This window comes from Paracoccus sp. PAR01, assembly GCF_014851995.1.
In the GTDB taxonomy this organism is placed as follows: Bacteria; Pseudomonadota; Alphaproteobacteria; order Rhodobacterales; family Rhodobacteraceae; genus Paracoccus; species Paracoccus litorisediminis.
Genome location: NZ_JACVAW010000007.1, coordinates 86,332 through 108,973, shown reverse-complemented (window position 1 = coordinate 108,973; position 22,642 = coordinate 86,332). Strand labels below are relative to the sequence as shown.

The following is a 22,642-nucleotide window of genomic DNA, read 5'->3' as shown; positions in this document are numbered from 1 at the left end:
GGCCACGGGCCATCACCAAAGTCATAGGGGCGTCGGTGAACCGGGGCCCCTATTTTTTATCGCCCGTCGCTGGCGCGCGTGGCGGCACGGCATCGCGGAATTCGTCAAAGCCTTTCCAGGCAGGTTCAATCGGGGGCACGCCCGGACGCGGCGCATAGATCGAGGGGCCGTCCTGACCCGGAATATAGCGCGGGCAGTTCGGAAAGATCGCCTGCGCCGCGACCCGGACCAGCAATTGCGCACCGATGAAGTCACCGATCAGCGGATCGTCGCGGTTGATCCGGGCGGTGCCGTTGACCCGCAGGCGGCGCGGCGTTTCCCCCATCGCGATGAACAACATCCCCACCGCCGGATTGACCGCGATATTGCCAAGGCTTTTGAACATGCCGTTGCCGTCGTAATCGGGAAATGCCAGCTCGGACGGACCGACCACCCGGACAAAGCCCGGCATCCCGCCCTTGAACGAACAATCCGGCCTGCCTTGCGCATCTGCGGTGGCCAGAAAGAAGAACCCGACGCCCTCGATGAAGGCTCGGTCGCTGTCGGTGAAGGCCGCGCGCAGGGTCACGCCCTCAAGCCGGTCGGCAATGCGACGGCTGTCGAACATGTCCTGCAATTCCCGATTGCCACGATGATATAGCCGGGTCGTTTCCATCACGCCAGCCTCGCTGCATGACTCTGTCAGACCGGCAGAGTCGCGGGCATGATTATACCACTTTGCGCGCGAAAACGCGAAAGGGCTCAGGCCGGCGGCAGACGCTTGGCAAGGGCAATGCAGTCGCGCAGGGCCTCGGCCACCATGGGGTTCAGCGACAGATCCAGCAGCCGCCCCCGCCCGTCGACGAACCGCACGCGCAGCCCGTCAGCATCCAGACCCAGCAGGCAGAATGACACGGCCTCCAATCGGTTCGTCCCGGTCGTGTCAGAGCGCGGCACCGAAAGCAGCATACGGCGCCGGGCAATGGCCCTTTCGCAGTCGGTCATGTCCCGGCCCCCTTCTGTGACCGTTCGATGATGCCCGCGCCGCGGGGTGGGCCGCACCTGCGGATTTGTAAGGAAATGTTGCCAGGCCAGCCGTGGCAACATTTCCTTACAAATTTCCCCGACGTGGAAACACTTGCTCACCCACAGGACCTAACCACGACATGTCCCCTGCCTAGATCATGATCGACGCGGCAGCCGCACGATGCGCGCTGCCCTGCATGGGAAAGGACATATGCGCAAAACCGTGACCATCCTTGCGGTGCTGGTGGCCTGCCTGCTGGCCGGGGGCAGCCTGCTGCGACTTAGCGGGATCACGCCGGGCCTAGCGGCGACGCCCAGCTATCAGACCGCCATGGTGACCCGTGGCGATGTCGAGGAAACCGTCATGGCCGAGGGGCAGCTGAAGCCCGAGCGGCTGGTGGCTGTGGGGGCGCAGGTCTCGGGGCGGATCACGTCGCTGGCGGTCGAACTGGGCCAGCAGGTGAAGCAGGGTGACCTGATCGCCGAGATCGACTCGATCACGCAGGAAAACGCGCTGCGCACGGCGCAATCCTCGCTGGCGAATTATCAGGCCCAGAAGGCCGAACGTCAGGCCGCGCTGGATCTGGCCGAAAAGACCCTGTCCCGCCAGCAACGCCTGTTGAAAACCAACACCACCGCCCATAGCGATTACGACAGCGCCGCCGAGGAAGTGGCCGCCGCCAAGGCCCAGATCGACGCGCTGAACGCGCAGATCGACGGCGCGCAGGTGGCGATCGAGACTGCTCAGGCCAATCTGGCCTATACCCGCATCACCGCCCCCAGCGATGGCACGGTTCTGGCCATCGTCAATCAGGCCGGGCAGACGGTGAACGCGGCGCAATCCTCGCCGACCATCGTGGTGTTGGGACAGCTGGACCGGATGAGCGTCCATGCCCAGATTTCCGAGGCCGACATCACCAAGGTGGCGCCGGGCCAGAAGGTGCGCTTTCACCTGCTGGGCGATACCGCGCGAACTTACGAATCCGTGCTGGGCGACATCGCCCCCGCACCGCAAAGCATCGTCAGCGACAGCGCCATCGACGCGGACAGCACCTCGGACAGCACCAGTGAGGCGGTCTATTACACCGGCCTGATCCCGGTCGAGAATCCGGATGGCAAGCTGCGCACCTATATGACAGCGCAGGTCAGCATCATTCTGGGCGCGGCCAAGGACGCGCTGACCATCCCCTCGGCGGCGCTGGTCGCGGGGGCTGACGGCCAGCAGGTCCGCGTCCTTGGCCTGAACGGCAAGGTCGAGACGCGGCAGGTCAGCATCGGATTGAACGACAAGGTCGTGGCCGAGGTGCTGTCCGGGCTGACCGAGGGCGAGCAGGTCGTGACCGCAGAAGCCAGTGTCACCACCACGCCCGCAACTGCTGGACCCGGCGGCATGATGGGCGGCCCGCCCCCGATGGGAGGTTAGAATGGAACCGCTGATCCGACTTTCCGGCGTCACCCGCAGCTATCCTTCCGGCGATGGCGACCTGACCGTGCTGCATGGCATCGATCTGGATATCGCACAGGGCGAATTCGTCGCGATCATCGGCGCCTCGGGTTCGGGGAAGTCGACGCTGATGAACATCCTTGGCTGTCTGGACCGGCCCAGTGGCGGCAGCTACCGTCTGGATGGGCGCGAGGTCGCGACGCTCGATCCGGGCCAGTTGGCCGGGCTGCGCCGCGAATTCTTTGGCTTTGTCTTTCAGCGCTATCACCTGCTGTCGGAAATGACCGCGCTGGGAAATGTCGAGGTTCCCGCGATCTATCGTGGCATCCCATCATCCGCGCGACGCGACAAGGCGGCGGCGCTGCTGGGGCGGCTGGGCATGGGCGACCGGCTGGGCCACCATCCGGGCCAGCTTTCCGGTGGCCAACAGCAACGGGTGTCGATCGCGCGGGCGCTGGTCAACGATGCCCGCGTCATTCTGGCCGATGAGCCGACCGGCGCGCTGGACAGCCGCAGCGGCGAGGAAGTTCTGACGATCCTTGAGGAACTCAACGCCGAGGGTCGCACCGTCATCCTTGTCACCCATGACCCCAAGGTCGCGGCCCGCGCCCGCCGCGTGATCGAGATCGCGGACGGGCGCATCCTGTCGGACAGTGCGGATAGCGCTGTCGCCACCCCTGCCCTGCAACCCGCCGCGCCCTCGGGCGTGCCGGGCATCGGGCGGCTGGCCGAGGCGCTGCGCATGGCCGTGCTGGCGATGCGCGCCAACAAGCTGCGCAGCTTTCTGACCATGCTGGGGATCATCATCGGCATCGCCTCGGTCGTGTCGGTGGTGGCGCTTGGCGAAGGCTCGCGCCAACAGGTGCTGGAGAATATCTCCGGGTTGGGCACGAACACGCTGCAGATCTATCCGGGGCAGAATTTCGGGGATACCCGCTCGGGCAAGGTCACGACGCTGGTGCTGGAGGATGGGGTGCAACTGGCGCGCCAGGCGCATGTCGCCTCGGTCAGTCCGACAGTCAGCACCAGCCAGACCCTGCGTCATGGCTCGACCGAGGCGACCGCCCAGATCAGCGGCGTGGGCGAGCAGTATTTCGACGTGGCGGGCGTCACCCTGACCCAAGGGCGTGCTTTCGACGCGGCTGATGTGACCGCGATGAGCCAGGACGTGGTCATCGACGAAAACACTCGCCAAAGCCTGTTCCCGACGGGCGACCCGCTGGGTCAGACCTTCATGGCAGGCAAGGTCCCGCTGCGGGTGATCGGCGTGGCCGAAACCCAAAGCCGCGGTCCGGGCGGCAGCACCAGCCTGACCATCTATGCCCCCTACAGCACGGTGCAGGCGCGCTATCTGGGCTCGACCAGCGTCAGCGGACTGACGTTGCGCGTGGCCGATGATGCCGACATGACGATTGCACAGCAGACGGTCACCGATTTCCTGACCCAGCGCCACGGCACCAAGGATTTCTTCATCGTCAACAATGACGAGATCCGCCAGACCATCACCAGCACCACCCAGACCATGACCATGCTGATCGCGGCCATCGCGGTGATCTCGCTGCTGGTCGGCGGGATCGGGGTGATGAACATCATGCTGGTTTCCGTGACCGAAAGGATCGGAGAGATCGGGCTGCGCATGGCGGTGGGGGCGCGGCGCTCTGACATCCGGGCGCAATTCCTGATCGAGGCGGTGCTGGTCTGCCTGATCGGCGGCGTCGCGGGCGTGCTGGCGGCCTTGGGCTTTGGCGCGATCTTTGCGCAGGTCGGGGGCAGTTTCCAGCCTGTCTATTCGACCGCCTCGATCACGGCGGCGATGGCCAGCGCCTGCGGGATCGGGCTGGTCTTTGGCTATATGCCCGCGGTCAGCGCCTCGAAACTGGACCCGGTCGCGGCACTGTCGGCGGGCTGACATGAAAACGGCGGCCGGATTGAACCGGCCGCCGCATACCGCATGTCGCGAGCTTACTGGCGCGGCGCGGGACCGATGACCCGCACGATCTTCTTGTCCTTCTTGTTCACCAGAACCAGCTTGTCGTCGATGACGCGGTATTCCTTGCCGCGCGGGGCTTTCTCCAACCGGCTGTCGCGACCGGGCTTGAAGACGCGGCCGTGATCGCCCGCTTCGGCGCGGCGGATATGTTCAGGGCCGTCACCGGGGCGTGGGCCACGATGGGCCTGATCATTGCCACGCGTCTCGACGGGCGGCGGCGGGCCGCGACGGTCTTCGCGCGGAGCGTCCTTGCGCGGCTTCACGCCATGCGGCGCTTCGGGGCATTTCTTTTGGTCAGGCCGGCAGACCGGGGGCGGGCCATCGGGCCGTGCATCGGCCTGCGCGACCTGAGCTGCGCCCAGGGTGGTTGCCGCGATCGCGGTCATCATCAGAAATCGACGCATCCGTCATGTCCTTCATACTGCTCGTTGGTTGTACCAGCCCGTCTTGGGGAACAGGCTGGCCAGCCCAGCCTTACGGACGGGTCATGTCGCACTTAGGTCCGCGATGTGACGAAAGGTCTCTGGCGGGGCGGGATTTGTAACCGGGCGTTTCCGCGCCTGTGGCAGCAAAGTTTCGTCACAAATTTGGCGCAGCGCGACGGCGGAAACCGGGCTAGAAACGACCCGAAGCCCCAAGGTGATGGCAATGAAGCATATCCTGATCGTCGACGACGATCCCGAAATCCGCAACCTGCTGCGCCGCTATCTTGAGGGGCAGGGCTTTCGCGTCTCGGTCGCCGCCGACCGTCGCGAATGCGAGGCGCGGATTGCCGACAGCCGCCCCGACCTGATCGTGCTGGACGTGATGCTGCCCGACGGCTCGGGTCTGGATATCTGCCGCGCGCTGCATGAGCACCGCCCGGACCTGCGTGTCATCCTGCTCACCGCGCTGAAAGAGGATGTCGACCGCATCGTCGGTCTGGAACTGGGTGCGGACGACTATCTGGGCAAGCCCTTCAACCCGCGCGAACTGGTCGCCCGGATCAAGGCCGTCCTGCGCCGCGCTGGCCCCGAAGAGCCCCCCGCCCCCGAAGCCCGCGTCTATGGTTTTGCCGGTTTCGAGGTCGATCCCGGCCAGCGCCGCGTCATCGCCACCGACGGGGCCGAGGTCGATCTGACCGGGGCCGAGTTCGACCTGCTGCATGTGTTTCTGGAACGTCCCGGCAGGCTCTTGTCCCGCGACCAGCTGCTGGACCTGACCCAAGGCCGGGGCCGCGATCCGCTGGACCGCTCGATCGACGTGCTGATGAGCAGGCTGCGCCGTAAGCTGGCGGAAAAAGAGCCCGGCGCGATCTTTCGCACCGTCCGCAATGGCGGCTACCAGCTGGCGGTTTCGGTGACTGTCGGGACCGGTGGCTGAACCGATGAACTCGTTGACCACCCGCATCGCCGCGCTGCTGATCACCGCCATCGTCTCGGTGGTGGTGCTGGCGACCTTCACCGCCACGCGGGTGATGCAGCCCCCCTCGCCGCAATCGACGATGGAACCGGTGGCGCGACAGATCCACATGACTTTGGCGCTGATGGGCCATGGCCAGCCGCAGGACCTGCCCGACTCGCTGCAACCCGGTCCCGCCCCCGGCATCCCGGATCAGCGCATGACCGATTTCCTGCGCCATGCGCTGGAGCGGACCGGCGTCCCGGTCGCCGCCACCGTCACCCATGCGCCGGGACAGGCAGCGCCCTTGGTCTCGGTCCCGCTGCCGCAAGGGCGCTGGCTGATCCTGCCGATCCCCGATCTGCGCCCGCCGCCCGGTCAATGGAGGGTGCTGGCGATCTGGCTGTCGCTGATGGGGCTGGGCAGCGCCGCGATCTCGATCCATGCGGCGCGGCGGCTGACCCGACCCTTGCAGCTGATCGAGGATGCGGTGGACAAGATCGGCCCGGACGGGGTGATGCAACCCATCCCCGAAACCGGACCGGGCGAGGTGCGGGCAGCGGCCCGCGCGTTGAATCGCCTGTCACGCCAGTTGGGTCAGGCGATGGAAAGCCGGATGCGACTGGTCGCGGCGGCGGGCCATGACCTGCGCACCCCGATGACCCGGATGCGGCTGCGCGCCGAGTTCATCGAGGATGACGAGGAGCGGGCGAAATGGCTGTCCGACCTTGAGGAACTGGACCTGATCGCCGACAGCGCCATCCGGCTGGTCCGCGAGGAGGTCGGCGCCGTTGAGACCGAGCCGTTGCGCCTTGACCGCCTGCTGACCGAAATCGCGCGCGAATTGCAGGCCCTTGGCCAGCCGGTCACGCTGGCCGCCCTGCCCCCGACCGAGGTGATCGCCGGGCCACTGGCCCTGACCCGCGCCTTGCGCAACCTGATCTCGAACGCCGCGACCCATGGCATGGGGGCTGAAGTGTCGCTGACCCGACAGGGCAATAACGCGGTGATCCGCATCCTCGACAACGGCCCCGGCCTGCCCGAGGACATGCTGTCCCGCGTCTTTGAGCCCTTCTTCCGCGTCGATCCGGCCCGGCGCAAATCCGTGCCCGGTGCCGGTCTGGGACTGGCCATCGCGCGCGAGATCATCGAGCGTCATCAGGGCAGCATCACCATCCGGAACCGCGAACCGCGCGGGTTGGAGCAGGTTTGCAGCCTGCCCCTTGCCTAGATCAATTCGTAGCGCTTCAGGATTGCCGCAATCTGCGCGTCCTGCGCGGGATCGGGCAGCAGCGCGGGCTGGCGGCTGGCCCCGACCGAATTGTCCATCAGGAACAGCGCCCGCTTGACCAGCGCCGGGGGATAACCCAGCCCATACAGGTCTTTGCGGAAATCGCCAAAGATGCCCTGCTGGCGCGCAGCCTCGGCCTGATCGCCGGCGTTAAATGCGCGGATGATCGCAGCCAGCACATGCGGCATGACATTGCCCAGACCCGAGATGCAGCCCGCCGCCCCGTTTTGCAGCGACCAGTGGACCAGATGGTCCGGGCCGGAATAGACCGCGAAATCACCGACTTCTTGGCCCACCTTCAGATAGGCCTCAAGCGTATCCTGCGCGCCGCCTGAATCCTTTATCCCGGCGATATTGCCATGCCCGGCCAGATGGCGGGCGGTCTCGGGCTCGATATGGTTCTGGGTGCGGGCGGGGATGTCGTAAAGATAGACCGGCGTTTCGACCGCATCCGCCACGGTCGAGAAATGCCGCACCAACCCGTCCTGCGTGCAGGCGATGAAGAAAGGCGTGATGACCGCGATGCCATCGACGCCGATGCGGTCAAACTCGCGCGCAAGCTTCACCGTCTCGAAGGTTGCGGGCATTCCGGCGTTCACGATGACGCGCGCGCGACCCGCGACCTCATCGACGACGGCTTCGGTCAGGGCGACTTTCTCGTCATAGGTCAGGGCAGTGAAATCGCCATTGGTGCCCGCGCACATGATGTTGTTGCCAGCGTCCACCTGACGGCGCACCTGCGCGCGGGTGGCGTCAAGATTGAGCGTCTCGTCATCGTTGAAACAGGTGACCAGCGCGACAAAGGCTTCTTTCGTCATCAGGAGGCTCCGGCATAAAAGACGCGGCGGATCGCTCCGCCGCGCAGGGAAGGGAGAGGTCGTGCGTTACTTGAAGCCGATATGGGACAGCTGCAGCTGGCCGTTGGTGGCGATGTTGGGCTTGAAGTCCAGACGCTCGCCGACGCGGCTATAGCTGACCATGTGGAACAGCGGGATGTCGGCAGCCAGGTCCTCATGCACATAGGCCGCCAGTTCCGACCACAGCTTGGCGCGTTCGTCGCCGGTCGCAGCCGAGGCCTTGGCGATCAGATCATCCACCTTCGGGTCCGAGATCCCAGATTGCCGGCCGTCGCTGGCATATTTGAAATACATGGTGAAGACCGGGTCACCCTTGTTGTTGTCATGCATCGCGGCCAGCATGTAGACGCCCTGATCGGTCGGATAGGGTTTCGAGTAGTATTTCTCATGCTCGGCGACCTCGTGGAACTCCAGCTTCACGTTGAAGCCCACATCGGTCAGCATCTGCTGCACGGCCTCCATCACCTCGGTGACCTTGGGGAAGTTGGCGGTGCGGGCGATCAGCTTGATTTCGGTATCGACGGGGACGCCGGCTGCCTTGGCCTCTGCCAACAGTTTCTTGGCCCCTTCGGGATCAAAGGCGGGAACCTTGATATCAGGGTTCCAGCCGGCAGTGGTCGGCGGGAACAGCGCCACGGCCAGTTCCGTGCCCTCGGGCAGCAGCGTGCCGATAAAGGCCTGACGGTCGATGGCCATGTTTAGGGCTTTGCGCACGCGCAGATCGCTGACCGGCGCAACCGAGCTGTCGAGGCGGATATAGACGGTTTCCGAATCCAGATAGGTGAAGTCGGTGGCCGGGGTATTCGCATCCTCGCGAGAGATCGAGGGGGCGATGTCGGCCTCGCCGGTGGCAACCATGGCGGCGCGGACGGAGGGATCGGTGCGGAACAGATAGGTGGCCTGCGTGACCTTGGGGGCCTCGCCCCAGTAATCGTCGCGGCGCGACAGCACGATCTGCTGGCCGGGCTTCCAGTCGGTCAGCGCATAGGGGCCGGTACCGATCGGGCTGCGGATGAATTCGATCGGGGTTTCCTCGGGGACGATGGTGACCAAGGACAGCAGCAGGGGCAGGATCGGCTGAACCGGATCGGCCTTGAAGTCGATGGTCAGGTCATCGACCACTTCCGGGGTGACGGTCATGCCGCCGAAATAGCGCTGGGATTCACAGGTGATCTTGTCGCTCATGACCCGGTCGAAGGAATGCTTCACATCCTTGGCGTCAAAGGTCGTGCCATCCGAGAACTTCACTCCCTCGCGCAGCTTGAACCGCCATGAGCCGTCGGGCTGCTGGCTCCAGCTTTCGGCCAGACGCGGCATCAGGCCCTTGCCATTGCGGGTGTCGTATTCGGTCAGGGTCTCGCTGACATTCTCCATGATGACCCGGCCGATATTCGAGCGCGTCGCCATGCAGGGTTCAAGCAGGTCCAGATCCTCGCTGAGGACGATCTTGATATCGGTATCGGCGGCGTAAGCGGGCAGAACCGCCCCACCAAGCCCCGCCGCAAGGATCACGGCGCCAAATCTCAGAGCATTCTTCACTTCGCGTCCTCCCCAAGGATGATAAGCGGATCGGGACGCCGGTTTCCGGCCTGCCCCCTCCGCCCGTGTCGGCCGCTCCCCCGGCCTTCTGTGGGCAGGATTGTCCAGAGCAGACAAAGTTGTCAATGAAAGTTTGACTAATGGCACCGAAGAATTTTTTGAATCGATCATATCTCCCGCGTTTATTGGGATTTTTTACGTATTGAGGGGCCGATTGCCGGCTTATTCATTCAATCATCAACTTGACAACTGAATGAACATGCGGCGAATGTCCGACCGACAGAACGGTCACCGGCAAGGGAGGGCAGGATGACACCGGCAGAAATCGCCACCGCGATGACGGGCAGGCTTCACCCGGTCGGGGATGGCCGCAGCGAGGCCCTGCTGCCCTCGCCCATGATCCAGAACCACGCGGCCTTCCTGCATCTGCTGCCCGATGGCGCGCTGGTCTGCGCATGGTTTGGCGGCACGCTTGAGGGGAAATCGGACATCTCGATCCATGCCTCGGTGCTGGTGCCGGGGGCAGATAGCTGGGGCCCTGCCCTGCGCCTGAGCGACGATCCCGCGCATTCCGAACAGAACCCGGTGATCTTTGCCGCGCCGGATGGCGGGCAGTGGCTGTTTCACACCTCGCAGCCTTCGGGAAATCAGGATGAGTGCCGCATTCGCATGGCCCCGCTGACCCGCGATCCGCAGGACCCGCTGCAGCTCAGCGCCGGGATGGGCCGCTATCTGGACGAATTGCCGCGCGGCTGTTTCGTTCGCGGGCGGGTCACTTTGCGCCCTGACGGGGCGTGGCTGTTGCCGATCTTTCGTTGTGTCTCGCGGCCGGGGCAGAAATGGAACGGCAGCCATGACACGGCAGCGGTTGCGGTTTCGACCGATGGCGGCGCAAGCTGGCGGCTTGACGACGTGCCTGACTCCATTGGCTCGGTCCATATGAGCCCGGTCGAGGGCCGCGAGGGTATCATCCCGGCCTTTTACCGCCGCAGGCAGGCCGATGCCGTGCATGTCAGCCTGTCGCGCGACGGCGGGACAAGCTGGTCTGCGCCGCAGCCGACCAATCTGCCGAACAACAATTCCTCGATTGCCGCGATCCGGATGGCGGATGACCGCATCGCGGTGATCTGCAACGTTTCCTCAGCGGCAAGCTCGACCGACCGCCGCGCCTCGCTTTACGACGAGCTGGGCGAGGACGACGCCCGCCCCGATGCCGATCCGACCGGCGGCTGCGTGCCCGTCTGGGGTGTGCCGCGCGCGCCGGTGGCCGTCTGCCTGTCCGAGGATGGCGGCCACACCTTCCCGCTGCGGCTGGTGATCGAGGACGGGCCGGGCACCTGCACCTCGAACGACTCGACCGACGGGCGCAACAAGGAACTGTCCTATCCCTGGTTGCTGGAAGCGCCGGATGGCAGTCTGCATATTGCCTATACCTATCACCGGCGGGCCATCAAATATGTCCGACTGCCGCCCGGCTGGGCCCAATCTGCACGGAGCATGACATGAGCGAGATCATCGGCATCACCATGGGCGACCCGGCCGGGGTCGGCCCGGAAATCAGTGTCCGCGCCCTGGCCGAGATGTCCTCCGAGGATCGCGCCCGCACCCGCATCTATGGCAATCTGGTGACGCTGGAAGCGGCGAAGACGGTCAGCGGCCTTGATCTGGACCTGACCGGCCATGTCGTTGATCTGTCCATTGATGGCGCGCCACTACCATGGGGCCAGCTTTCGCCCGTTGCCGGGGATGCGGCGTTTCGCTTCATCGAACGCGCCGTTCAGGACGCGCAGGCGGGCCGGATCGGCTGCATCGTCACCGCGCCGATCAACAAGGAGGCGCTCAATCTGGCCGGGCATCACTATGACGGCCATACCGGCATGCTGCGCAGCCTGACCGGCGCACAAGCGGCCTATATGCTGCTGGCATCCGAGCGGCTGAAGGTCATCCATGTCTCGACCCATGTGTCGCTGAAAGAGGCCATCGCACGGGCCACCACCGAACGCGTTCTGGCGACAATCCGGGCGGGACACGCCCATTTGCAGCGCATCGGCTATGACAGCCCGCGCATCGCCGTGGCGGGGATCAACCCGCATTGCGGCGAAAACGGGCTGTTCGGCTCGGAAGATGACGACCAGATCACCCCCGCCGTCGCTGCCGCCCGCGCCGAGGGAATCGACGCTTACGGCCCGATTTCGGCCGATACGGTGTTCCACCGCGCCTATTCCGGCAGCTTCGATCTGGTGGTCGCGCAATATCACGATCAGGGCCATATCCCGATCAAGCTGGTGGCCTTTGACACGGCGGTGAATGTCTCGGTCGAGCTGCCGATCGATCGCACTTCGGTCGATCATGGCACCGCCTTTGACATCGCCGGCAAGGGCATCGCGAACCACGGCAATATGAACGAAGCCATCGCCTATGCCCGCAAACTGGTCGCCGGCAAGCGCAGCTGACCCACCCATCGAAGGAGAGCCGCATGTCTTTGGCACGAAACATTACCCTGCATATGCCCAAGCGTCTGGAAATCGGCGCCGGTGCCATCGCCAGGGTCGGGGAATGGGCGGGCAATGCCGGACGGGTGCTGGTGCTGGCCTCGCCCCATACCGCGGCCTTCGTGGACCGGCTGGGGATTTCGGGCCATGTGACGGTCTTTGACGCCATTCCGGGCGAGCCTGATATCCCCTGCCTTGAAGCCGCACTGACGGCGGCGCGTGACGCGCAGCCCGATCTGGTGGTCGGGCTTGGCGGCGGCTCGGTCATGGATCTGGCCAAGCTTGTTGCCGCGATGTGGGATGGCGATCAGGGGCTGGCCGATGTCGCCGGGCCGAACCGCGTCGCCGGTCGCAATAGCCGCCTTGTGCAAGTCGCTACCACCGCCGGCACCGGGTCCGAGGCCGGCATCCGCGCGCTGATCACCGATCCCGTCGCGGGCAACAAGATCGCGGTGGAAAGCCCGCATCTGATCGCCGATCTAGCGGTGCTGGACCCGGAACTGACCTTCAGCGTGCCGCCCGCCGTCACCGCCGCCACCGGGATCGACGCCATGGCGCATTGCGTCGAGGCGTTTACCAACCGCAAGGCGCATCCGGTCATCGACGGCTTCGCCCGCATGGGCATCGATCTGGTTGGCCGCTACCTTGCCCGCGCGGTGCAGGACGGGTCCGACACCGAAGCGCGCGAAGGGCTGATGCTGGCCTCATTCTATGGCGGGATCTGCCTTGGGCCGGTCAATACGGCGGCGGGCCACGCGCTAGCCTATCCGCTGGGCACGCTGCTGCATCTGCCGCATGGGTTGGCCAATGCGATCATCTTTCCGCATGTGCTGGCCTTCAACGAAAGCGTGGTGCCGGAAAAGACCGCCGAGGTCGCCCGCGCACTTGGCCTTGATCCCGCAGATGGTTTGCTGCCCGCCGCGCATCGCTTCTGCGCCGATCTGGGGGTCGAGATGCGGCTGTCCGCGCACGGCGCAAGCCCCGATCAGCTTTCGCGCTTTGCCAGCGACGCCCATGCCATCCGCCGGTTGATGGACAACAACCCCCGCGACATGTCGGTCGAGGAGGCGCTGGCGATCTATCACGCCGCTTTCTAGGGGTTATTCGTCGCCGGGCGCAGGCTTCCTGCGCTCAAACAGGCGCTCGCGCGAGCCGGACAGATGGTCATGCATCAGGCTTTGCGCCAGCGCCCCGTCGCCCCGACTGATCGCATCATAGATCCGGGCATGTTCGTCAAAGACCCGGACCAGCCCGGTGCTTTCACGCTTCACCGAGGCCCCGTGAAAGCGCATGCCGACGGCGATATGTTCCTTCAGCGCCTCCATCGCGGTCGAGTAATAGCTGTTTTCGCTGGCCCGGGCGATGGCAAGGTGGAACTGAAAATCGGCATCCTCGCGATGCGACTGGCGGTTGGTCGCGTCCCGCATCAACTCCAGCGCGGCGGCGATGGCGGAAAGCGTCTCGGGGTCGTGACGCTTGGCCGCGCAGGCGGCGGCGGCAGGCTCCAGCGTCAGGCGGAATTCGTAGCAGTTCAGCAGGTCGGCGACGTTTTCCAGCTGACCAAAGCCCAAGGGCTGCTTCAACCCGACCGAGCGCACGAAACTGCCAGCCCCGCGCCGCGAATAGATTAGCCCCTGTTCGCGCAAGCGTTGCAGCGCCTCGCGCACGATGGGGCGCGAGACTTCAAACTCGGCGGCCAGCTCATGTTCAGTCGGCAGGCGTTCGTCGGGCGCGAAGGCCCCCGATTTGATCGCACGATGGATGCGGTCAAAGACGATATCGCCAAGGCTCTTGCGGCCCGCGGGTTTTTCCAGTGCCATCAGCCTTCCTCGCCGATCAAGCCCGCCAGACGGATCAGGCTGTCATCCGTTCCGAAACCGCCGGATTTCGTGACGATCGTCAAGCCACCCGCATCCGAGGCCACCAGCCCCGGCAGGCATTCCCCCCGGATCGTCAGGAAGGGAACGGCGCGGTGGCGCAGCACCGCCTCGGCGGTGGCGCCGCCGGTCAGCAGCGCCGTGCCCATGCCCGGTCGCAGCAGCGGCGCGACGGCACAGGCCAGATGCACGCCCACCTCATGCCCCGATGCCGGAGCCGCGCCCGGCTGAGCCTGCACCAGCAGCCGATCCGCATCCGGCAGGGATCGGTCCGGCGTGCCATTCGGCGCATCGACATGCAGAAAGCCGCCTGCCTCACGCAGGCGCGCCACCTGCGCCAGCGTGATCGGATCGCGCGAGCCGATGACGAACAGCGCAGCCGGTCCCGGCAATGTCGCAGGCGCACCGGTTGCGCGGCCGGTCATCTGGACGGCCAGCGCCTCGGCCAGTCCACGCGCACCGATCAGCAGGTCAGCCGAGGTACTTTCCAGCGCCGCGCGCATCTGCTCGGCGGTCTCGGTATCGGGAATTTCGGCCTGTGCGGCGTGACGACCGAGGCTGGCCGCCACCGGAATCGGCACCGGCACGCCAAAGCCCATCAGGCAACCGTCCCGGACGATGCGCCCGAATTCCGGGATTGCCGGGGCCATCAGCGCGCGACGGAAGGGGATGGGGTCAAGTTCGGCCGCGACATGGCCCTTGAGGCGGCTGTCCACCTTCTTGAAGATCCGCACCGCAGGCAGGCCCGCGACCGCGCGGCGCACAGCGTCAGTCGCGGCATCAGCGGGGATTTCCCGGCTGCCGGTGGTCACGGCGATCACATCGGGCTGGGCGGCCAATGCCAGCGCCAGATGCTCGGCCCCCAAGGCCACGGTCACGCGCAACCCGCGCCCGGCAAAAGGCGCCGAGGAATCCAGCGCCCCGGTCAGGTCATCGGCGATGATGGCAAGTTGCGGCCCGCTCATCCACGCGCCCTGTCTGTCATTGGTCCGGCCATGATCCATTCCCGGTTTTTGTTCCGGCCAGTCTGGATCAGTCGGAATATGTTGTCAAATAGGCGTACATTATACGGCGCTATGCATTGCAATAGATCATCAAATCAAGGCCGAACCTTGAATGTTTTGCGAGATGTATTTCTTTACAACAAAAATATCTCAGGCGGTATCGCGGGCGATGATTCCGAAACCGATATCGATGCGGGCGGGCGTCGCTTCTCTGCCCTCGATCCGGGCCAGCAACAGCCGCGCCGCCTCTTCGCCCAGCCTTTGCCGGTCGATCTGCACCGAGGTCAAGGGCGGCATGATCTCGGCGGCGAAATCCTGATCGCCAAAGCCCATGACCGCGATGCGGCCGGGGACGTCGACGCCGCGCCGGGCCGCTTCGATCAGCACGCCATGGGCGATGATGTCCGAGCTGCAAAAGATCGCGCCTTGGTCGAAGCCGCTTTCCAGAAGCGCCCCAAAAGCGGCCTTGCCCTGCCCGATGCTGGCCGAACTGGGCAGGTCCACGCGCCGTGGCAGTTCCAGCCCGGCGGCAGCGAGGGTCTGGGAAAAGGCCTCGCGGCGGCGATAGGCGCGTTCGTCATTGGCCGAGATCACCGCGAAACGGCGGTGCCCCTTGCCGATCAGGTAGCGTGCGGCATGGCGGGCGGATTCGTCATGCGAAAAGCCGACGCACAGGTCGATCGGATCGTCTGCCAGATCCCAGACCTCGGCCACCGGGATCGCGGCGCTGCGAAGGTGGCGGCGGCAGGTCTCGGAATGGGTGGCGCCGGTCAGCAGGATGCCATCGGGTCGGCGGGCAATGGCCATTTCGACCAGACGCTCCTCTTCCTGCAGGGAAAAGCCGCTTTCGAACAGCATGGTCTGATAACCCGCCTCGCGCATACGGGCGGTAAAGGGCTTCAGGAACGAGGAATAGACCACGTTGCTCAGCATCGGCACGATCGCCGCCAGCAGCCGGGTCCGGCTGGAGGCTAGGCTGCGCGCCACCATATTCGGGACATAGCCGGTCTGGTTGACCGCCTGCATGATGCGTTCCAGCGTTTCGGGTTGCAGCATCTCGGGGTGGTTGAACGCGCGCGAGACCGTGGGCTGGGTGACGCCCGCCAGCTGCGCGATCGTCGCCATCGTCACCTTTTGCTGGATCGTGTCGCTCATGCTGCGCCCCTGCCTGACATAGACTTGTCGCCAAGGGCGGGCCGCAGCGCAAGCCCGCCCAGACAGGATCAGTCCTCTTCTTGGAATGCCTCCTCGCGCTTGCTGCGGATGGCGGGCAGCAGGATGCTGATCAGCAGCGCCACCGCCAGCGCCAGCAGGGTCGCGCTGATCGGGCTGGTCAGGAAGCCGGTCGGATCACCCTTGGAAATCAACATGGCGCGGCGCAGGTGTTCTTCCAGCATCGGGCCAAGGACGAAGCCCAGCAGCAGCGGCGCCGGCTCGCAATCCAGCTTGCGCAGGATGTAGCCCGCGACGCCGAACAGCGCCATCAGCCAGATGTCGAAGGTGGCGTTGTTGATGCTGAACACCCCGATCACGCAGAAGAAGATGATGCAGGGATACAGGAAATGATAGGGAATCCCGATCATCCGCACCCATAGACCGATCAGCGGCAGGTTCAGCACCAGCAGCATGACATTGCCGATCCACATCGACACGATCAGCCCCCAGAACAGCGCCGGCTGATCCGAGATCACCCCCGGCCCCGGCTGGATGCCCTGCATGATCAGCGCCCCGATCATCAGCGCCATGGTCGGGTTCGACGGAATCCCCAGCGTCAGCATCGGGATGAAGCTGGTCTGGGCCGCGGCGTTATTCGCCGATTCCGGCCCGGCCACGCCCTCGATCGCGCCATGTCCGAAACGTTCCGGCGTGCGCGAGACCTTCTTTTCCAGCGCATAGGCCGCGAAGGATGCCAGCATCGCCCCGCCCCCCGGCAGGATACCCAGAAGCGAGCCGATGCCGGTGCCGCGCGCCACCGGGGCCATGATCCGGCGCAGGTCAGCGCGGGTCGGCATCAGCCCCTCGACCTTGCGGGCAAGGATGCTGCGGCTGGCTTCGCTTTCCAGATTGGACAGGATCTCGCCAATGCCGAACATGCCCATGGCGACGACGACAAAGCTGATGCCGTCGGCCATCTCGTCTCGGCCAAAGGTATAGCGCATGACGCCCGAATTCACGTCGGTCCCGATCAGGCCCAGCAGCAGGCCCAGCACGATCATCCCCACCGCATGCAGCAAGGAGCCGCTGGCCAGCACGACCGAGGCCACCAGCCCCAGCACCATCAGCGAGAAGTATTCCCGCGGGCCGAAAGCCAGTGCGACCTCGGCCAAGGCGGGTGCGATCAGGGCGATGACGACCGTCGCCACCGTGCCCGCAATGAAGGACCCGATGGCCGCGGTGGCCAGCGCCTTGCCAGCATGGCCCTGCCGCGCCATCTGATAGCCGTCGATGGCGGTGACGACACTGGAGGATTCACCCGGCAGGTTCACAAGGATCGCCGTGGTCGAGCCGCCATATTGCGCGCCATAGAAAATCCCCGCCAGCATGATCAGCGCGGTTTCCGGCGACAGGCCGAAGGTCACCGGCAGCAGCATGGCGATGGTCGCGACCGGCCCCAACCCCGGCAGCACGCCGATGGCCGTGCCAAGGAAAACGCCGATCAGGCAATAGGCAAGGTTGGCGACGCTGAAGGCGGTGGCAAAGCCCAGGCCCAGATTTTGGATCAGCTCCATGCGTCAGCCTCCGAACAGGCTGCCAAGGATCGGCAGCGGGACGCCAAGCCCCATTTGAAAGACGATGGTGCAAAAGGCGGTCAGCAGCGCCAGCCCAACCAAGGCGGGAACGGCTATGCGAAACATCCGGCTGGCCGAGGCCGCCAGCAGCCCCATCAGCGGCACGGCGATCACGGTGCCCAGATAACGCACGCTGGCTGCAAAAATCAGCGTCGATCCGACGATCAGCAACATCGGGCGCAGCTGGATGCGCTCCACCTTTTCCCCGGGTTGCAGGAATGCCCGCAGGATCGAGGCCAGCCCGATCAGCATCAGCAACCCACTGAGAACGCGCGGGAAATAACCCGCGCCCATGCGGGCGGCAGTGCCCATTTTATAATCCTGCGCAATCAGGATCGCCGCAAGGCCGATCGCCACATAGACGCATCCGGCCCAGAAGTCCTTGGTCTGGTAAGTCGATTTCATTCTGTCCTCGCAAGCCGTGCAGATGGTCCGTGCCGCCACGGTCGGGCGGCACGGAAGGCAGGCTTACTGCTCGGGCTTGATGTCGCCGTCCTTGACGACCTTCGACCAGCGGTCGATTTCCGCCGCGACAAAGGCATCGGCCTCGGTCGGATCATTGGCGACGACGGCAAAGCCCATCTTGCCGAACTGCTCGGTGACGGCAGGGGATTTCAGCGCGGCGGTCAGGCCCTCGGCCAGCTTGGCGCGGATCTCGGGCGGGGTGCCCTTGGGCGCGGCAAAGGCCTGCCACGAATAGACCTCAAGCCCGTCGAAACCCAGTTCCTTCATCGTCGGCACGTCCGGGAAATCGGGCGAGCGCTGGTCGGCGGTGATCGCCAGCATCTCCATCTTGCCCTCGCGGACATAGTTGGCGATGTTGCCAAGGTTCTGGAAGGACACGTCGGCATGGCCGCCCATCAGGTCGGTCTGGGCCGGCCCGCCGCCCTTGTAGGGAACGTGGATGCCCGAGGTCTGGCTGGTTTGCCAGAACAGCTCGGCGGTCAGGTGGTCCGAGGACCCCGTCCCCGACGAGGCGAAGGTCAGCGTGTCCGGCTCGGCTTTAAGTTTCGCCACCAGCTCCTCGACCGTTTTGACGCCAAGACCGGGGCGCGTGACCAGTGCGTTGGGCGTGCGGACCGCGATCGTCAGCATGTCCAGATCCTTGCGCGGATCGTATTCCAGATCGGAACGCAGCGCCGGGTTGATGCCGAAAGTCCCGATCGAGGCCGCGATCAGCGTGTAGCCATCCGGCGCGCTGCGGGCGACCGAGGCGGCGCCAATTGCGCCATTCGCGCCCGGCTTGTTCTCGACCACGATGGATTGGCCGAAACCCTCCTGCATGGCTTGTGTGGTGACGCGGCCAATGGTGTCGCTGGCCCCGCCCGGCGGAAAGGGCACGATCAGCGTAACGGGTTTGGCGGGATAATCCTGCGCCATGACCGGACCGGCAAGCGCACCGAAAGCAACGGCGAAACCCGCCGCTGCAGTAATGATTTTATTCATGTCTTCCTCCCTGAATGCGCTGCAATTCCCCGTATGCATGCGCATGCATGGAGTTTCGATCAGCCCGACCGACTCCGTCAAGAACTTTCGTTTCTGCTATGGGCGCCATGCCAAAAACTGAACGGTCGCGGACGCAACTCATGGCGCATCCCGTCAACGACGGCCCAAATTTTTATGGCTGGCCCAGCATACGGGCCAGCCATCGGCATTCGACCTTTAGCGACCGCTATGTTGATGCGGTCACAACAACCTTAGGTGCGCATTCCCCTGATCAGGGCTTCATCAGCACCGATGCGCGCGGATAATCCGAGGCCCAGCCCGGCGAGAGCGGCGCGATGAACACGTTCTCGGTCCGCGTCCGGGTGATCAGCCAGCGTCCGTCCTGCTTGCGGAAGGTGTTGTTCAGCCGCGAGGAGCGCAGCAGCGCCTTGCCGTCGGAAAACAGCCAGGGCTGCATATGGACCCATTGCCCATCCGCCGTGTCACCATGGACGTGGATCTGTTCCGAGGTCAGGTAATGGCAGTTCAGCAGCAGCTCGGGCTCTTTCTTCTCGCCCCAGAAGGCCTCGAAATGCTTGCGGATGGCGGGGGCGCCGACCGCCTGCCCGAACTGGCCCTGATAATATTCGCCGACGCCTTCCCAGATGGCATCCTCGGCATACAGCTCCATGATCAGGTCGATCCGCTCGGCATCGGTGGTCACGCCGAATTCCGGCATGGGCGTGTCGCACAGGAACATGTAGCGCGCCTGAATGCGGCGAATCTCGGCCTCGGCCTCAAGCACCTCGACGCGGGCGATCAGGCTGGAAAGCCTGCTGTCTTCCATAACGGACATGGGATTCTCCGGGGTTTCGGGATGATGCGGACAGGCTAAAGCGCGAGTTCATCACGAATCAAGCGGTAATTTTCACGCGATTAGTGAATTAATTTCGCGCAGGCGTGGCGTTTGCACAGGCAGGACCGGAAATCAGCGCCACTGCGTAAGATTTTTATTGCGTGAAAAGGAATGTAATGAGTAGCATGAGGACAGGCAGGTCATGCACCCGCCCCTTCATGCCATGCCGCATGTCACGCACCCTCTTAAGGGCGGCGGAAAAATCACATTCAACATACTGATAATAAATCATTATTTTCGTTTCCGATAACGAATCTGCGTTGACCGATTCTTTTTTTGCGGTAATTTTCACGTAACAAGTGAAGTCACCGCGACCCGTGGTCGCACCCAAGGAGCTGTCATGGCGACCCAGGCACACTTTCCCGATCACGCGCTGGTGGCGCGTTTCACGCTGGGCGGCGATGGCCCCAGCCTTGTCGTCAAGGACTGCATCGACATCGCGGGCATGGTTTCGGGCTGCGGCTCGGCGGCACTGGCGGATGCGGCCCCGGCGGCTGTCCATGCCGAGGTGGTCGAAACCGTTCTGGCCCAAGGCGCGCGCATTCTGGGCAAGGCCAATATGCACGAGCTGGCCTTCGGCATGACCGGGGTGAACGCCTTTACCGGGACGCCGCTGAACCCGAACTGGCCCGACCGCATTCCCGGAGGCTCGTCCTCGGGTTCGGCGGTGGCGGTGGCGGCTGGCGCAGTCGATTTCGCGATCGGCACGGATACCGGTGGCTCGATCCGCCAGCCCGCGATCTGCTGCGGCATTGCCGGGCTGAAACCCAGCTTTGGCCGTATCTCGCGCAAGGGGGCCACGCCGGCCGACAGCTCGCTGGATTGCATCGGCCCCTTTGCCCGCGATGCGGCGGGGATCGAGGCCGCGATGACGCTGATGGACCCGACCTTCCGTCCCACGGCCCTGACCCACGCCCCGCGTCTGCGCCGCATCGCGGTCACGTCGGATGCGAATATCGACGCGGCCTTTGCCCCGGTCGGGGATCTGGCGCTGGATGCCGCCACGCTGTCGCTGCTGGATCAGGCCTTTGCCGCCGGTATGACAGTGATCGCCGCCGAAACCGCCGCCGCCTTTGCCCATCTGCCGCAGCACCTGATCGGTGCCGACGTTCGCACCCGGATCGCAGGTGGGGCCAAGATTTCGGCTGATGCGGTCGATGCCGCGCGCGAAATCGGCCGCGCCTTTGCCCTTCAGGTCGATGCCGCGCTTGAGGACCGCGACGCGCTGATCCTGCCCGCGCTGCCCGTCGTGCCCCCGACCCTGGCCGAGGCGACGGACCCGAATACCGTCCTGCCGCTGACCCGCTTCCTGCGGCCCTTCAACCTGTCGGGCCATCCGGCGCTGGTCCTGCCGATCCGCACTGCGGATGGCCTGCCTGCCGGGGTCCAGATCGTCGGCCGGATGCATGACGACGCCCGTCTTTGCGCCATCGCCCGCTGGCTTGAACCGCGACTGACCGCCCTTGCGACCAAGGAACTGACCGCATGAATGAAGTCCTCAGCCTTAGGCCCGCAGCCCATGCCGGTCTTGCCGACCTGCTGGCCCAGATCCGCGCCCGTCGCGGCGAATTCGAAACCCTGCGCCATATCCCCCGCGATATCGTCGAGGGTTTCCGTCGCGCCGGCATATATCGCGCCTTCGTGCCCGCCCGTTTTGGCGGGGACGAGATCTCTCCGGCAGCCTTCCTGCGGATGATCGAGACGATTTCGACCGCCGATGCTTCGGCTGGCTGGGTGGCAAGCTTTGGCGTGTCCTCGACCTATCTGGCTGCACTGCCGGTCGAGACCTATGCCACGATCTTCCGCGCCGATCCCGACACGGTCTTTGCGGGTGCGATGTTCCCCCCGCAACCCGCGCGCCGGGTCGAGGGCGGGTTCGAGGTCTCGGGCCGCTGGCCTTACGGTTCCGGCTCGATGGCCGCCGACCTGATCGGCGCGGGCATCAAGATCGAGGGCGAGGATGCGCCCCTGCCCCGCACCGCCGTCATGCCGCGCGCCCTCGTGACCATCGACGAGACCTGGGACACGATCGGCCTGACCGCCACCGGCAGTCATGACATCGTCGTGGACAAGGTTGTTGTCGCCCCGGAATGGACATTCGTGCGCGGCGCGAAATCCGCGATGGAGGACCGCATCTTCCGCTATCCGGCCATGGCCTTGGCCGCGCAGGTGCTGGCAGTGGTGGGTCTGGGTACCGCGCGCGAGGCGCTGGACTGGGTGCGCTCGGACGCCGCCAACCGCGCCTCGATCACCGGGGCCCCCAGCCCCGGCGCGCGCCCGCATGTGCAGGAAAGCCTTGCCCGCGCCGAGGCCCGTCTGGCCGGTGCCCGCGCCCAGTTCTTCGACATCATCGAGACGGCATGGGACCAACTGGCCCATGCGCCCTCGGTCGACCGCGAGACCCATATCCGCCTGCGCATGGCGGCAACGCATGCCGCCGAGGAAGCCGCCGAGATCGCCCGCATGGCCTTTGTCATGGGCGGCACCGGCGCGATGGTGCGCGGCCACCCGCTGGGTCGGATCATGGTCGATGCGGCCTGCGTCGCCCAGCACGCCTTCATGGCCGCGGGGACATGGACCGCCGCTGGCGCCGCCATGTTCGGCGAAAAGACGCCCCCCGGCTTTCCCTGAAA

General features: G+C 65.2%; 21 protein-coding genes. 9 read left to right on the top strand and 12 right to left on the bottom strand.

Annotation, left to right across the window (positions count from 1 at the left end):
- Positions 1-49 precede the first annotated feature (49 nt).
- Both IB235_RS13030 and IB235_RS13025 read right to left on the bottom strand, forming a co-directional pair.
- Complete coding sequence (locus IB235_RS13030; protein ID WP_192337097.1) at positions 50-655, bottom strand: pyridoxamine 5'-phosphate oxidase family protein; 606 nt, start codon at positions 653-655, stop codon at positions 50-52.
- 86 nt (positions 656-741) lie between these two features.
- On the bottom strand, positions 742-984 hold the full coding sequence (locus IB235_RS13025; protein ID WP_192337096.1) for a hypothetical protein: 243 nt from the start codon (positions 982-984) through the stop codon (positions 742-744).
- A gap of 232 nt (positions 985-1,216) precedes the next feature.
- On the opposite strand from IB235_RS13025, the gene IB235_RS13020 reads away from it, so the two are divergent.
- Positions 1,217-2,428: an efflux RND transporter periplasmic adaptor subunit gene (locus IB235_RS13020; protein ID WP_192337095.1), complete on the top strand. Its 1,212-nt coding sequence runs from the start codon at positions 1,217-1,219 to the stop codon at positions 2,426-2,428.
- 1 nt (position 2,429) lies between these two features.
- The gene (locus tag IB235_RS13015; protein WP_192337094.1) at positions 2,430-4,358 is read left to right on the top strand and encodes a MacB family efflux pump subunit; all 1,929 of its coding nucleotides are present in this window, start codon (positions 2,430-2,432) and stop codon (positions 4,356-4,358) included.
- A gap of 53 nt (positions 4,359-4,411) precedes the next feature.
- On the opposite strand, the gene IB235_RS13010 is transcribed toward IB235_RS13015, so the two are convergent.
- A complete protein-coding gene (locus IB235_RS13010) occupies positions 4,412-4,843 on the bottom strand; it encodes a hypothetical protein (RefSeq protein ID WP_192337093.1) in 432 nt (143 codons plus the stop codon).
- Between the two features lie 244 nt (positions 4,844-5,087).
- Between IB235_RS13010 and IB235_RS13005 the strand changes: the two genes are divergently transcribed.
- On the top strand, positions 5,088-5,801 hold the full coding sequence (locus IB235_RS13005) for a response regulator (RefSeq protein WP_192337092.1): 714 nt from the start codon (positions 5,088-5,090) through the stop codon (positions 5,799-5,801).
- A 4-nt stretch (positions 5,802-5,805) separates the two neighbouring features.
- On the top strand, positions 5,806-7,050 hold the full coding sequence (locus tag IB235_RS13000) for an ATP-binding protein (protein ID WP_192337091.1): 1,245 nt from the start codon (positions 5,806-5,808) through the stop codon (positions 7,048-7,050).
- On the opposite strand, the gene IB235_RS12995 is transcribed toward IB235_RS13000, so the two are convergent.
- Both IB235_RS12995 and IB235_RS12990 read right to left on the bottom strand, forming a co-directional pair.
- Complete coding sequence (locus IB235_RS12995) at positions 7,047-7,928, bottom strand: dihydrodipicolinate synthase family protein (protein WP_192337090.1); 882 nt, start codon at positions 7,926-7,928, stop codon at positions 7,047-7,049. The genes IB235_RS13000 and IB235_RS12995 overlap by 4 nt on opposite strands.
- Before the next feature lie 66 nt (positions 7,929-7,994).
- Positions 7,995-9,506, bottom strand: a complete 1,512-nt coding sequence (locus IB235_RS12990) for an ABC transporter substrate-binding protein (protein WP_370576889.1) — start codon at positions 9,504-9,506, stop codon at positions 7,995-7,997.
- 309 nt (positions 9,507-9,815) lie between these two features.
- On the opposite strand from IB235_RS12990, the gene IB235_RS12985 reads away from it, so the two are divergent.
- The 3 genes from IB235_RS12985 to IB235_RS12975 are packed head-to-tail and all read left to right on the top strand — an operon-like array spanning position 9,816 to position 13,095.
- A complete protein-coding gene (locus IB235_RS12985) occupies positions 9,816-11,012 on the top strand; it encodes an exo-alpha-sialidase (RefSeq protein ID WP_192337088.1) in 1,197 nt (398 codons plus the stop codon).
- On the top strand, positions 11,009-11,959 hold the full coding sequence (gene pdxA / locus IB235_RS12980; protein WP_192337087.1) for a 4-hydroxythreonine-4-phosphate dehydrogenase PdxA: 951 nt from the start codon (positions 11,009-11,011) through the stop codon (positions 11,957-11,959). The genes IB235_RS12985 and pdxA overlap by 4 nt, the downstream gene beginning before the upstream one ends.
- Before the next feature lie 23 nt (positions 11,960-11,982).
- On the top strand, positions 11,983-13,095 hold the full coding sequence (locus IB235_RS12975; protein WP_192337086.1) for an iron-containing alcohol dehydrogenase: 1,113 nt from the start codon (positions 11,983-11,985) through the stop codon (positions 13,093-13,095).
- Between the two features lie 3 nt (positions 13,096-13,098).
- On the opposite strand, the gene IB235_RS12970 is transcribed toward IB235_RS12975, so the two are convergent.
- From IB235_RS12970 to IB235_RS12940, 7 genes are all read right to left on the bottom strand, one after another.
- Positions 13,099-13,818 carry a FadR/GntR family transcriptional regulator gene (locus tag IB235_RS12970; protein WP_192337085.1) on the bottom strand — a complete coding sequence of 240 codons (720 nt, stop codon included), beginning with the start codon at positions 13,816-13,818 and terminating at the stop codon, positions 13,099-13,101.
- Entirely contained in the window at positions 13,818-14,840 is a 1,023-nt protein-coding gene (locus IB235_RS12965; protein ID WP_192337084.1) for a four-carbon acid sugar kinase family protein, read from the bottom strand. The genes IB235_RS12970 and IB235_RS12965 overlap by 1 nt, the downstream gene beginning before the upstream one ends.
- Before the next feature lie 189 nt (positions 14,841-15,029).
- Positions 15,030-16,034, bottom strand: coding sequence for a LacI family DNA-binding transcriptional regulator (locus IB235_RS12960; RefSeq protein ID WP_225612289.1), 1,005 nt, complete (start codon positions 16,032-16,034; stop codon positions 15,030-15,032).
- Positions 16,035-16,102: 68 nt separating this feature from the next.
- Positions 16,103-17,608 carry a tripartite tricarboxylate transporter permease gene (locus IB235_RS12955; RefSeq protein ID WP_192337083.1) on the bottom strand — a complete coding sequence of 502 codons (1,506 nt, stop codon included), beginning with the start codon at positions 17,606-17,608 and terminating at the stop codon, positions 16,103-16,105.
- A 3-nt stretch (positions 17,609-17,611) separates the two neighbouring features.
- Complete coding sequence (locus tag IB235_RS12950) at positions 17,612-18,073, bottom strand: tripartite tricarboxylate transporter TctB family protein (protein ID WP_192337082.1); 462 nt, start codon at positions 18,071-18,073, stop codon at positions 17,612-17,614.
- Positions 18,074-18,136: 63 nt separating this feature from the next.
- On the bottom strand, positions 18,137-19,114 hold the full coding sequence (locus IB235_RS12945; RefSeq protein WP_192337081.1) for a tripartite tricarboxylate transporter substrate binding protein: 978 nt from the start codon (positions 19,112-19,114) through the stop codon (positions 18,137-18,139).
- A 271-nt stretch (positions 19,115-19,385) separates the two neighbouring features.
- The gene (locus IB235_RS12940; RefSeq protein ID WP_155040297.1) at positions 19,386-19,949 is read right to left on the bottom strand and encodes a nuclear transport factor 2 family protein; all 564 of its coding nucleotides are present in this window, start codon (positions 19,947-19,949) and stop codon (positions 19,386-19,388) included.
- A 400-nt stretch (positions 19,950-20,349) separates the two neighbouring features.
- On the opposite strand from IB235_RS12940, the gene IB235_RS12935 reads away from it, so the two are divergent.
- Together IB235_RS12935 and IB235_RS12930 are read left to right on the top strand one after the other, a co-directional pair.
- Entirely contained in the window at positions 20,350-21,498 is a 1,149-nt protein-coding gene (locus IB235_RS12935; protein WP_192337080.1) for an amidase, read from the top strand.
- Positions 21,495-22,640 (top strand): acyl-CoA dehydrogenase family protein, encoded by a 1,146-nt coding sequence (locus IB235_RS12930; protein WP_192337079.1) that lies wholly within the window; start codon positions 21,495-21,497, stop codon positions 22,638-22,640. Before IB235_RS12935 ends, IB235_RS12930 begins: the two co-directional genes overlap by 4 nt.
- The last annotated feature ends 2 nt before the right edge of the window (positions 22,641-22,642 follow it).